8 protein-coding genes are annotated in these 13225 nt (G+C 63.8%); 2 read left to right on the forward strand and 6 right to left on the reverse strand.

Translation table 11 applies throughout. The features are described from left to right. Positions 1-166 precede the first annotated feature (166 nt). A complete protein-coding gene (locus LHFGNBLO_RS31495; protein ID WP_258603861.1) occupies positions 167-2269 on the forward strand; it encodes an FAD-dependent oxidoreductase in 2103 nt (700 codons plus the stop codon). A gap of 9 nt (positions 2270-2278) precedes the next feature. Beyond that, positions 2279-3817, forward strand: a complete 1539-nt coding sequence (locus LHFGNBLO_RS31500) for a trimethylamine methyltransferase family protein (protein WP_258603862.1) — start codon at positions 2279-2281, stop codon at positions 3815-3817. Positions 3818-4024: 207 nt separating this feature from the next. Here LHFGNBLO_RS31500 and LHFGNBLO_RS31505 read toward each other — a convergent pair whose 3' ends face one another. The 6 genes from LHFGNBLO_RS31505 to LHFGNBLO_RS31530 form a co-directional block, all read right to left on the reverse strand. After that, positions 4025-4705, reverse strand: a complete 681-nt coding sequence (locus LHFGNBLO_RS31505; RefSeq protein WP_258603863.1) for a TetR/AcrR family transcriptional regulator — start codon at positions 4703-4705, stop codon at positions 4025-4027. A 97-nt stretch (positions 4706-4802) separates the two neighbouring features. Further along, complete coding sequence (locus tag LHFGNBLO_RS31510) at positions 4803-6158, reverse strand: LLM class flavin-dependent oxidoreductase (protein ID WP_258603864.1); 1356 nt, start codon at positions 6156-6158, stop codon at positions 4803-4805. 129 nt (positions 6159-6287) lie between these two features. Further along, positions 6288-7781, reverse strand: coding sequence for an aldehyde dehydrogenase family protein (locus tag LHFGNBLO_RS31515; RefSeq protein WP_258603865.1), 1494 nt, complete (start codon positions 7779-7781; stop codon positions 6288-6290). 48 nt (positions 7782-7829) lie between these two features. After that, positions 7830-10970: an efflux RND transporter permease subunit gene (locus LHFGNBLO_RS31520; RefSeq protein WP_258603866.1), complete on the reverse strand. Its 3141-nt coding sequence runs from the start codon at positions 10968-10970 to the stop codon at positions 7830-7832. A 343-nt stretch (positions 10971-11313) separates the two neighbouring features. Next, the gene (locus LHFGNBLO_RS31525) at positions 11314-12462 is read right to left on the reverse strand and encodes an efflux RND transporter periplasmic adaptor subunit (protein ID WP_258603867.1); all 1149 of its coding nucleotides are present in this window, start codon (positions 12460-12462) and stop codon (positions 11314-11316) included. 59 nt (positions 12463-12521) lie between these two features. Beyond that, complete coding sequence (locus tag LHFGNBLO_RS31530) at positions 12522-13130, reverse strand: TetR family transcriptional regulator (protein ID WP_258603868.1); 609 nt, start codon at positions 13128-13130, stop codon at positions 12522-12524. Positions 13131-13225 lie beyond the last annotated feature (95 nt).

Consider the following 13225-nt stretch of genomic DNA (forward strand, 5'->3'; position numbering starts at 1 on the left):
TCCGAGCCTCCCGGCTGAAGCCCACCCTGATACCATCGGGGTGGGTTTTTTCGTCTGCGGCTGATGATGGATCCAACCCGCGTAGCCATGCAGGCCATTGCGTTTCACCATCAGCGCGAATATGCTTGTTATACGATCGTTCAACAAGCATATTCGAGACGCGTCGATGACCTGCAACCCCCGCTACGAAATCCTATTCGAACCGGTGCGGATCGGACCTGTCACCGCGCCGAACCGCTTCTATCAAGTGCCCCACGCCAGCGGCATGACCAACGCGCTGCCACGCGTGCGCGCGGCCTTTCGCGAAGCGAAGGCCGAGGGCGGGTGGGGTGTGATCTGCACCGGGGCCTGTTCGATCGACCCCAGCTCGGACGATACGCCGCTGCCTTTCGCCACGATGTGGGACGACAACGATATCCGCGCGCATGCACTGATGACGGAGGCGGTGCACCGCCATGGCGCGCTGGCCGGCGTGGAACTGTGGCATGGCGGCGCCTCGGTGATGAACAGGACAAGCCGCCTGCCGCCGCTGTCGCCGTCGGGAATTCCATGGATGGCCACCCATGTCGGCTTCATGGGCAATCTGCGGCCGAAGACGATGGACAAGGCCGACATTCGCGAGGTGCTTCGATGCCAGGCCGAGGCGGCGCGCAAGGCGCGCACGGCCGGCTTCGACATCGTCTATGTCTATGCCGGCATGGGCTATCTCGGCTACGAATTCCTGCTGCCGGAATACAATCAACGCTCCGACTGTTATGGCGGACCGATCGAGAACCGGGTGCGCTTCGTGCGCGAGATGATCGAAGTCACCAAGGAGGCGGTCGGCAAGGATTGCGGCGTCGCCTTGCGGGTAAGTCTCGAGGAACTGCGCGGCAGGCCTGGCCGCAACCAGCCCTCCGAAGCGCATGAGCTGATCGAACTGCTTGCCGATTTGCCCGACCTGTTCGACGTCAAGATGGATTCCAGTCCGACCGACTGTTCGGCGTCCCGCTTCACCGGCGAAGGCAGCCACGAGCCGGTGATCGATTTCGTCAAATCGCTGACCAAAAAGCCGGTGGTCGGCGTCGGGCGTTTCACCTCGCCCGACACCATGGTCTCGCAAATCAGGCGCGGCGTGCTCGACTTCATCGGCGGCGCACGGCCTTCGATCGCCGACCCCTTCCTGCCGAATAAAATCCGCGAGGGCCGCGAGGCTGAAATCCGCGAATGCATCGGCTGCAACATCTGCATTTCGAGCTGGCATGACGGCGTGCCGGTGCGCTGCACCCAGAACCCGACCGCCGGCGAGGAATGGCGGCGCGGCTGGCACCCCGAACGCGTCGAGCGCACCGACGCGCCTGAGCGAATTCTCATTGTCGGCGGCGGACCGGCCGGGCTCGAATGTGCACTCACGCTTGGCCGTCGCGGCCATGAGGTGACGCTCGCCGACGGCAGCCGGACCTTCGGCGGACGGCTGACCTTCGAGAAGACGCTGCCCGGCCTCTCGGCCTGGAACCGCGTCGTCGACTACCGGCTCGGACGTCTCAACGAGATGAGCAACGTCTCGCTCTATCCCGAGAGCGTTTTGGGCGCGGACGAGATCATCGACCTGGCGCCGGAGCGCGTGGTGCTGGCGACCGGCGCGCGCTGGACTGATATGCTCTATTCCTCGCTGGAGATCCCGGTCGGCCGGCTAGACCATCCCGATGTGCTGACCCCGGACGATATCGCCGGCGGCCGGCTTCCCCAGGGACCGACGCTGGTCTTCGATTTCGACAACTACTACATGGGCGGCGTCCTCACCGAACACCTCGCCGCGCACGGCATCCCGGTCAGCTATGTGACACCGGCAGGCCAGGCGTCCGCATGGACGATCATGACCAACGAACTGCCGCTGGTGCATCGCGCGCTGGCACGGCGCAAGGTGCCAGTCACGACACTGCACCTGCTGAAAGCCTTCGACGGAGAGACGGCGACGCTGGCGCATCTGTTCACCGGTGAGGAAACCCGCGTGGCCTGCCGCTCGGTGGTGATCGTCGGGCTCAGATTGCCGCGTGGCGAGTTGTTCGAGGCGCTGACGGAACGGACGGACGCGCTTGCGGCCGCCGGCATCTGCAGTGTCGATCGGATCGGCGACGCGCTGGCTCCCGGGGCCATCGCCCATGCAGTGCACAGCGGCCACAAGCTGGCTCAGGAGATCGGTTCAAAAAAACGTTGGCAGCCCTACCGCCGCGACACGCCGATCGTCGATGCGGTGGCGGACTTCGACATGCGCACGGCAGCCGAATAGGAGGAAGCCATGGAACGTATCACGGCACGTCGCAGGCCCGGCCGTCCGCAGCGCGAGATCGGCGGCATCGAGCAGCGGCCGTGGAAGCAGCTGACACGGCCCTATGCGCCGGTCGAGATCCTGTCGGCCGACCAGGTTCAGACGATTCACGAGATGGGCCTGACCATTCTCGAAGAGATCGGCATGCGTGTGCTGCAACCGCAGGCGCGCCAGTTCTATCGCGCAGCCGGCTGCGATGTCGACGAAGGCGACATGCGGGTGCGCTTCGACCGCGCCATGGTCATGGAGCGCGTCGCCATGGCGCCGTCGTCGTTCGAACTGCGAGCAAGGAATCCGGAGAAGAACGTCAAGGTGGGTGGACGGCACTGCATCCTGTCGTCGGTCGGCGGGCCGGCCTATGTCATGGACAATGATCGCGGCCGGAGGCCCGGCACCTATGCCGAAATGTGCGACTACTTAAAACTCATTCAGTCGTTCAACGTGCTGCATCAGGAAGGCGGCGGGCCGTTCGAGCCGCTCGACCTGCACCAGAACACGCGCCACCTCGACCTCTACTATGCCGAGATCACTTTGCTCGACAAGAACTGGCAGCCGCAAACCCTTGGTCGAGGTCGCGCCATCGACGCGCTGGAGATGGTGGCGATTTCGCTCGGCACGACGCGCGAAAACCTTGGCGCCGAAATGCCGGTGTTTACCGGCATCATCAACACCAACTCGCCGCTGCAGCTCGACGAGCCTATGGCCGAGGGATTGATCGCACTGGCCGAGCACGGCCAGGTCAATGTCATCACGCCGTTCACGCTGGCCGGTGCGATGAGCCCGGTGACTCTCGCCGGTGCGCTGTCGCAGCAGCATGCCGAGGCGCTGGCCGGCATCGTGCTGACCCAGATCGTGCGCCCCGGCGTGCCGGTGATGTATGGTGGCTTCACTTCCAATGTCGACATGAAGACCGGCGCGCCGGCTTTCGGCACGCCCGAATACACGCAGGCCGCGCAGATCACCGGCCAGCTCTGTCGGCTGATCGGCGTGCCGTTTCGCTCCAGCAACGTCACCGCCGCCAATTCGGTCGACGCCCAGGCCGCCTATGAGAGCTCGATGTCGCTGTGGGGGTGCCTGATGGGCGGCGCCAACCTGGTGCTGCATGCGGCGGGCTGGCTCGGCGGCGGGTTGACCGCGTCATTCGAGAAACTGGTCATCGATGCCGAGATGCTGCAAATGATGTGCGCCTATTTCGATCCGCCGGTGGTCGACATCGACACGCTGGCGCTGGAAGCCGTGCGCGAGGTCGGGCCGGCCGGGCACTTCTTCGGCGCGGCGCATACGATGCAGCGCTATGAGCGGGCGTTCTATTCGCCACTGGTGTCCAACTGGGACAATTACGACACCTGGGTCGAACGTGGCCAGATCACTGCGCGAGAGCGGGCGAACGTCGTCTGGAAGCGCATGATCGCCGAATACGAGCAGCCGCCGATCGATCCCGGCATCGACGAAGCGCTGCGCGACTATATGGAACGCCGCAAGCGCGAGGGCGGCTCGCCGCTGAATTGACTTTGTGGGGTGCGACGCTTGGCGCCCAGGCACCCCCCTCTGTCCTGCCGGACATCTCCCCCCTCAGGGGGGAGATCAGATGTCACTTCGGCCTTCGCCAATCATCGACATTGAAGGAGAGGCGCCTTCAGTAGAGCTGCCAATCTCCCCCCTTGAGGGGGAGATGTCCGGTAGGACAGAGGGGGTAACAGCGCCGACTTGAAATAGTTATTCGTCCCGCAAAGGCCCGACCTGGGCTTCGAGCATCTCGAAGCCGGCGGCTTCGGCGGCCTGCGGCGTCACCACGCTTTCGTCGAGGCACCATTCGAGCCAGAGCCCGTCGACCAGAGCGATGAAATTGCGCGCCAGCGCCGGGGCATCGACGTCCCTGCCGCGTGGCGTGGCGACCGCCGCGATGTCTTCGGCGAGTTCAGCCCGGTAGACGTCGTAGAGTTCGCGATGCGCCGCCTTGAGGCGCGGGTTCACGGCGATCTCGCCCCATAGCGAGAGCCAGATCAGCAAATTGTCGCGGCTGAAATAATCGGGTGAGAAATTGGAATGCACCAGAGCGGCGAGCGCTGCCTGCGGCGACCAGTCCGAAGTCTCGGCGCGGCGGCGCTTGGCCTCGGCGATCTGGTTGTTGACGCTGGCATAGAGCGAGGATTTGTAGACCTCGACCAGCAACCCGTCGCGGCCTTCGAAATGGTGGTTGATCAGGCCGCGCGAAACGCCGGCCTCCTTGCAGATACGATCGACGGTGAAGGCACCGATGCCGCCGACCGACAGGCACCGTGTCGCCGCCTCGATCAGCATGGCGCGACGAACGTCCGGCTGCTCGCGGCTGAAGCGCGGTGGGGCCTTCTTCGCGCCGCGCTTCTTTTTGGCAGTTTCTGGTTGGGCTTCCGTCATGGAACCAGCTAATCGATTGCCGTCAAACTGTCCACGTCCTGGCGGTCGCGCCTTCTTCTTGAACAGCACAGTTTGGCGGGCAACGGTTTGCGAGATGTCAGCCGGTCTTGCGGATCGCCGCCTTCGCATCCTCGAAGAAACGGTTGGGCGGCCGCTTCAGGCCGAGATTCTCGCGCAGCGTCGTTCCCTCATACTGCCGCCTGAAGATGTTTCGCCGCTGCAGTTCAGGCACCACCTTCTCGGCAAAATCGTCGAGCCCGGCAGGCAGATAGGGAAACATGATGTTGAAGCCGTCGGATCCCTCGGCGACCAGCCATTCCTCCATCTCATCGGCAATGGTTTGCGGCGTGCCGACGAAGGCGAGGCCGGAATAGCCACCCAGCCGTTGCGCGAGCTGCCGGACGGTCAGGTTTTCCTTGCGGGCCAGTTCGATGACGCGCTCGCGGCTGCTCTTGCTGGCGTTGGTTTCCGGGATTTCGGGCAAGGCTGCGTCCGGATCGAAACCCGATGCGTCATGCCCGATCGCGATCGACAGCGAGGCAATGCCGCTCTCGTAGTAGACGAGGCTGTCGAGCTTCGCCCGTTTGGCCTGCGCTTCCTCGATACTGTCGCCGACGATGACGAAGGCGCCAGGCAGGATCTTGATGTCGTCACGCGAGCGGCCGAGCCTTTGCGCACGGCCCTTGACGTCTGCAAAGAAGCGCTGCCCGGCCGCGAGATCGGCATGGGCGGCGAAAATGACTTCCGCCGTCTCGGCTGCCAGTTGCCGGCCCGCCTCCGATGCGCCGGCCTGGACGATGACCGGCCAGCCCTGCGGAGGCCGCGCGATGTTGAGGGGCCCCCGCACCGAGAGATGCTCGCCCTTGTGATCGAGCACATGCAGCCTGGCCGGGTCGAAATAGAGGCCGCTCTCGGCATCGCGGATGAAGGCATCGTCGGCAAAGCTGTCCCACAGGCCGGTGACGACATCGTAGAATTCCCGCGCCCGCAGATAGCGCTCGTCATGCTCGACATGGTCGTCGAGGCCGAAATTCAGCGCTGCGTCCGGGTTGGACGTGGTCACGATGTTCCAGCCGGCGCGCCCACCGCTGATATGGTCCAGCGAGGCGAAACGACGGGCAATGTGATAGGGCGCATCGAAGGTCGTCGATGCGGTGGCGACCAGCCCGATATGATCGGTGACGGCGGCAAGCGCCGACAGCAGCGTGAACGGCTCGAACGACGTCACCGTGTGGCTGCGCCGCAGCGCCTCGATCGGCATGTTGAGCACCGCCAGATGGTCGGCCATGAAGAAGGCGTCGAACTTCGCCGCCTCAAGCGTCTGCGCGAAGCGTTTCAAATGCGCGAAATTGAAATTGGCGTCGGGATAGGCGCCTGGGTAGCGCCAGGCCCCGGTATGAAGACTGACGGGGCGCATGAAGGCGCCGAGCCGCAATTGCCTGTTATCTGCCATGGGAAGCACCTGATGAGGACGAGCGTTGCCGCTCCGATATCAGCTCAGGATCGGACGGCTTTGCCGTCCTGGAAAGGAATTTAGTTTTGCAAAACCCGTGCTGCGGAGCATTTTCGTATGGGTGGCCGTTCAATCTATTTTGATGAACACGCCTTTGGTGTTGAGATATTCGTCGAGATGCTCGCCGCCGCCCTCGCGGCCGTAGCCGCTCATCTTGTAGCCGCCGAAAGGCACCGCCGGATCGATGGCGTGATAGGTGTTGACCCAGACCGAGCCGGCGCGGATCTTTCGCGAAAGCTGGTGCGCCGTGGCGACATTCTGGGTGAAGACACCGGCGGCAAGGCCGTAGGGCGTATTGTTGGCGCGCTCGACTGCCTCGTCCAGCGTATCGAAGGGCAGCGCGGAAATGATCGGGCCGAAGATTTCCTCGCGCGCGATCTTCATGCCGTCCGATACGCCGGCGAAGACGGTCGGGGCGATGAAATTGCCGGCGGCGAGCGCGCCCTCTATGAGGCGCGAACCGCCGGTGACAAGGGTCGCGCCTTCGGCCGTGCCGGCTTCGAGATAGCCCGTGACCCGCTGCAGCTGTTTCTCCGACACCAGCGGACCGATCTCGGTTACCGGGTCGATGCCGTCACCGATCCTGAGACCCTTGGCATAGGCGGCCAGCCGCTCGACGAACGCGTCATGGATGGAGCGCTCGACGAACAGGCGCGAGCCGGCGATGCAGATCTGACCTGAATTGGCGAACACCGACATCGCCGCCACCGGCACCGCCCTGTCGAGATCGGCGTCGGCGCAGACGATGACCGGCGACTTGCCGCCGAGTTCCAGCGAAACGCGCTTGAGGTTGCCGGCCGACGCCCGGATGATCGACTGGCCGGTCGCCGTCGAGCCGGTGAAGACGATCTTGTCGACGCCCATATGCTCGGCCAGCGCCGCGCCTGCCTCGACGCCGGTGCCGGTGACGATGTTGACGACGCCCGCCGGCACGCCGGCTTCGTTCATGATGTCGGCGATCAGCAGCGGCGTCAGCGGCGCTTCTTCCGAAGGTTTCAACACGATGGTGCAACCGCTCGCCAGCGCCGGCCCTATCTTCCAGATCGAGGCGGCAGTCGGTGCGTTCCAGGGGATGATGGCGCCGACGACGCCGACCGGCTCCTTGCGGGTGAAGGAAACGACCTCGCCCGGCAGCGAGTTCTCGATGGTCTCGCCATGCAGCGACGTCGCCATGCCAGCGTAATAACGCAGCATGCCGATGACACGGTTGCGGTTGGCGCGGGTGCGCACGATCGGCATGCCCATGTCCGTCGTGTCCGACCGGCTGATCTCCTCCCAGTGCTTTTCGAAGAGGTCGGCGACCTTGAGCAGCAGCACTTGCCGCTCATAGGGCTTGAAACGGCTCCACGGCCCGTCGAAGGCTTTTCGAGCCGCAGCGACGGCGAACTCGATGTCCTGACGATCGCCACGCGGCACCGTCGCGATGATGGCGCCGGTGGCCGGATTGCGGCTCTCCATGGTCCGGCCCGAGCGGGCATCGACCCAGGCGCCGTCGATGAACATCTGGCGATGGCGTCCGTCGATCGGCAGCCGCAGCGCTGTCTGAGCTATGGTCATGACCATCCTCCTAAAGCGGGATTAAACCGCCGGACGTCACGTCTGCCAAGAACTCTATTCAGCCGCCAGGGCCAGTTGCGGCCTTTCGTTGTTTTCCTCGGTCTCGGCCGCTTGTTCCGTGACCGCGGTCTTTTTGGGCTCCCGGCCAAAGAACAGGGCATAGGCTGCCGGCAGGACGAGGATGGTGAGCACGGTGGCCACCAGGATACCGCCCATCATGGCATAGGCGAGCGGACCCCAGAAGACGGCGCGCGAGATCGGAATCAGCGCCAGCACCGCGGTCAACGCGGTCAGCACGATCGGCCGGAAACGGCGGACCGCCGAGCCGATGATCGCCTCGGAACGCTCCATGCCGGCGGCGATATCCTGGTCGATCTGGTCGACCAGAATGATCGAGTTGCGCATGATGATGCCGAGCAGCGCAATGACGCCGAGGATGGCGACGAAGCCGAACGGCGCGCCGCTGATCAGCAGAGCCGCAGCCGCGCCGATGATGCCGAGCGGGCCGGTTGCCAGCACCAGCATCGCCTTGCCGAAATGCTGCAGCTGGATCATCAACAGCACGACGATGATGGCCAGCATGACGGGTGCTTTCGCGGCAATCGAAGCCTGGCTTTCCGCCGAATCCTCGGCACCGCCCTGGATCTCGATCTTGTAGCCGGGCGCGAGACCAGCGCGCATGCCTTGCATGTCGTTGTACAGTTTGGTGACGACATCATTGGACTGCACATCATCAGGCAATGTCGCGCGCACACTGATGGTCGGCAGGCGGTCGCGCCGCCATTCGATACCTTGCTCCAGCACCGGCACGACCTTGGCCACCTGGGACAGCGGCACGAAGCCGCCGAAATCGGTCGGGATGTAGACCGAGTCGACCGAGGACAGCAGCTTGCGGCTGGACTCCGGCTCGCGGGCGACGATGGAAACCGTCTCCTCACCATCGCGGAAATCGTCGAGCGGCGCGCCGGACATGGTTGCCTGCAGCATCTGGCGGATGCGCTGCGAGGTGACGCCGAGCGCACGGGCGCGATCCTGGTCGATCACCAGCTTCATCGCCGGCACCGGCTCCAGCCAGTCGTCGTGGATGGCGCTGAGCAGCGGATTTTCGGCGAATTTCGCCTTCACCTGGTCGGCGATGCGGCGCACCTCCTGGCGATCCGGTCCCATGACCCGCATCTGCACCGGCCAACCGGTGGGCGGCCCGAGGAACAGGCGGTCGACCTTGGCGCGGATCGACGGGAAGTCTTGCGCCAGAATGGTGCGCAGCTTGACGATCAGCCGTTCGCGGGCCGGTTCGTCCTTCGCCATCACCAGAAGCTGGGCAAAGTTCGGATTGCGCAGCTGCTGGTCGAGCGGCAGGAAGAAGCGCGGCGCACCCTCGCCGATATAGGTGGCGATGAAGCGCTTGTCCGTGTCGTCCATCATTTTGGCTTCGAGCGCCTTGGCCTCAGTCTCCACCTCCTTGATGCTGGTGCCTTCCGGCAGCCAGAGGTCGACAAGGATTTCCGGACGCGACGACTGCGGGAAGAAATTCTGCGGGATGAACTGGAACGCCCACAGGCTGGTGGCAAAGGTCATCAGCGTCATCACCAGCACGATGATGCGGTGGCGCACGGCCCAGCCGACGGTGGCGCGAAGACGGCGGTAGAAGCGCGTGTCGAAGGCATCGTGGTGACTGCCGGCGTGCTTGCGCTGCTTCAGGATCATGTGGCCGAGCCACGGCGTGAAATAGACCGCCACGAACCAGGACACGACCAGCGCAATGCCGACGACATAGAACAGGGTGCGGACATATTCGCCGGCGGTCGAGGCGGCGAAGCCGACAGGGATGAAGCCGGCGGTGGTGATCAGCGTGCCGGTCAGCATCGGGAAGGCGGTCGAGGAATAGGCAAAGCTCGCAGCCTCGATCTTGACCAGCCCCTCCTCGAGCTTGCGCTCCATCATTTCGACGACGATCATCGCGTCGTCGACCAGCAGGCCGAGAGCAATGATCAACGCGCCGAGCGAGATGCGCTGCAGATCGATACCGAGTTCGTACATGATAGCGAAGGTGGCGGCGAGAACCAGCGGGATGGCGATGGCGATGACCAGACCCGAACGCCAGCCGATCGACAGGAACGAGACGACAAGCACGATCAGCAGCGCCTCGCCCAGAGCCTCCATGAACTCGCTGACCGCATCCTTGACGACTTCCGGCTGATCGGAAATCTGGTCGACCGAAACGCCGTAGGGCAGCGCCTCCTCGAAGCGCTTGTAGGTGGCCTCGACGTCCGTGCCGACGTCGGTGACCTTGAAGCCCTTGGCCATGACGACGCCGAGCTGGACGCTTTCGTGGCCGTTGAAGCGGTATTTGCGCTGATAGGGATCCTCGAGACCGGACGTGACGGTGGCGATGTCGCCAAGGCGCGTCACCTGGCCACCGGCGCGCAAGCGAAGCTCGCGGATGTCGGCCGCCTTGGTCACATCGCCTTCGACCGAGATCCGCACCGACCGCTGGCCGGTATCGACCGAGCCCGCCGGATCGACATTGTTCTGGCCCTTGATCGCGTTCTGCAGATCGGTGAGCGTCAGGCCGCGTTCGGCCAGCGCCTTCGACGAAACGTCGATATAGAGTTTTTCAGGCTGATCGCCGATGATCACCGCCTTCTCGACGCCTGGCGTGGTCAGCAGCATGTCGCGCGCCTGGATGGCGAATTTCTTCAGCTCGGGATAGCTGTAGCCATCGCCGCTGATCGAATGCAGCGTGATGAACGTGTCGCCGAACTCGTCGTTGAAGTAAGGCCCGAGCAGCCCTTGCGGCAGTTCATTGGCGATGTCGCCGACCTTCTTGCGCACCTGGTAGAAGGCGTCCTTCACCTGCTCGGCATCGGTGTCGCCCTTGACCTGCAAGGTGATGATGGCGCTGCCGGCGCGCGTGTAGGACCGAACGAAATCGAGATGCGGCGTCTCCTGCAGCTTGCGCTCGATCTTGTTGACGACCTGGTCCTCCATCTCCTGGATCGAGGCACCCGGCCAGACTGCCTGGACGATCATGACGCGGAAGGTGAAATCCGGGTCTTCCTTCTGGCCCATGCGCATTAGGCCGAGCCCGCCGGCAATGATGATCAGGCCGAACAGGAAGCGAGCAATGCTCGGATGCCCGATGGCCCAGCGCGATAGGTTGAAAGGCCGCTTTTCATTGGTGTCGGTGGTCATCGGCGTCAGTCCATCCAATTGATCGTCAGCGCACGCTCTCGACGTGCTCACGGAATTTCCGATGGTAGAGCCTGTTTCATCCCGACGGGGGTCGGGATGGGGCTCTATCTTCTTGTTCGAGCATGATCTTTTCCGAAAACCGGGTTCCACTTTTCGGGATCATGCTCTGGCTTCCGGGCGACGAGGCTTTCCGAGCGGGAGAGACACTCATCGCGGTGGGACGCGAGAACCGATGTGGGGGTTACATCGACCTGGCGTCTCGACCATCGGGCACTCGCCGCCCGGAAACCATGAACCGATTGACCGCGCGGCTTGCGCCGCTGCGATCAAAGCCGGTCTTGCGTCAGCGCAGGCGCTTGGCCTCATCGTCTGCCGATGCGGACTGTTGCGTCGTTTCGCCGGCCAGCTTGACCTGCAGATTTTCGGTCATGAACTGCGTGCCGGCGGCAACGACGACATCGCCCGGCTTCAGCCCGTCGGCGACACTGACGCCGTCGGCGGTGAACTCGGCGACCTTGACTGGACGCTGGTGAACCGTCTCGCCATTGCGGTCGACGGTCCACACGATCTTTTGACCATCCTTCTCGGCGAGCGCGCTGAGCGGGATCGACACCAGCTGCTGCTTGCTGCCGACGGAGGCCTTGATGTTCGCGGTCATGCCAAGCAGAACGCGCGGATCGTTGGGCAGGCTGACGCGAACGGCAAAGGTGCGCGATTGCGCGTCGGCGCTGCCCGCAACTTCACGGACCTTGCCGTCCAGTGTCAGCGCATCGTCGGACCAGAAGCCCGCCTTGACGTCCTTGCCGGGCTTGAATTCGGCGATGTCCATTTCCGGGACGGCGATCAGCACTTCCTTTTCGCCATCGACGGCAACCGTCATGACCGGGGTTCCGGCACCGACCACCTGGCCGACATCCGCGCTGACGGTCGTGACGATACCGTCCTGGCTTGCCTTGAGATCGGTGTAACCGACCTGGTTTCGTGCCTGGGCGAGGGTCGAGCGGGCGGCATCGCGCGTCGCCACCGCCTGGTTATAGGTCAGTGTCGCTTGCTCAAGCTGCGACCTCGGGGCAAAATTCTTGGCATAGAGTTGCTCGGCGCGCTTCTTGGCCAGATCGACCGTCTCGACCTGCCGCTCCGCGGCATCGAGGCTCGCCTCGGCGCTCTTGACCGACAAGTCGTAGTCGGAGGGATCGATGCGGGCCAGCACATCGCCCGAGGTCACATGCTGGCCGATGTCGACGAGACGCTCGGTGACCTTGCCGGCGACCCGGAAGCCGAGATTCATCTCGGTGCGGGCACGCACCGAGCCGGAATAGTCGAGTTCGCGGCTGGCTTGCGCCTGGCCGATCTCGACCACCTTGACCGGACGGATGATGTCCTTGACTTCGGCCTTCTCCTGCGAGCAGCCGGCGAGCCCGAGTGCGGCGACGACAAGCACGGCCGGACCCGCGGCCGTCAGCCTGTTGATAATGGAATTGGACAAAGACACGTGCGTACTCCCGAATTGGAGGTAAACTGTCGGCATCGCCGCCCGACGGGCGGCAACGGTCACTTCTTCAGGGCCTTGATGGCAAAATCGATAAGGTCGTCGGGCATCGCCCGATTGGTCTTGGCGAGGCACTGAGCCACCATCTGCGGATGGCAGAGAATGATGGTGGCGGCGCCGAAACAGCGCGAAGCCATTACCGGGTCCTGCTCGGCAAACTCTCCGGCCTCGATGCCGTCGCGGATCACCTCGGCGATGACATCGTGGATGCTGTCGATGTGCTTGTCGATGACATTCCAGTCGCGTTCGAGGGCGACGATGACCATCTCATGAACCTTCTGGTCGTCGAGCATGACTTCCATCGTCATCTTGTATTGCGCATGCACGTAACGGCGCAGCCGCTCCTCGGCGCTGATCGGCAGGCGGGAAATGTCGTAGGCCATCTTGTAGCTGGCGCCGAGCATCCGGCCGCAGACCGCCTGGTGGATTTCGACCTTCGAGGCAAAGAAACGATAGATGTTGGCCGGCGACATGCCGAGTTCGCGCGCAATGTCGGCGACATTGGTCTTGCCGTAGCCGTAGTGACGGAACAAGCGCTCGGCGCAGTCGAGAATGCGCGTCACATTCTCCTGGCGGGTGGGGTCGGCCGCGATGTTGGCTGCTTCTGACATGGCTCTCTGTCAATTTACGAGTGACGAATTTCAATTTTCGTCAGTCGTAAATTGAAATCCGTCACTTGTCAACGCGGATTCGACGTACGCGTATA

It is taken from the genome of Mesorhizobium sp. AR10, assembly GCF_024746795.1.
Lineage (GTDB): Bacteria > Pseudomonadota > Alphaproteobacteria > Rhizobiales > Rhizobiaceae > Mesorhizobium.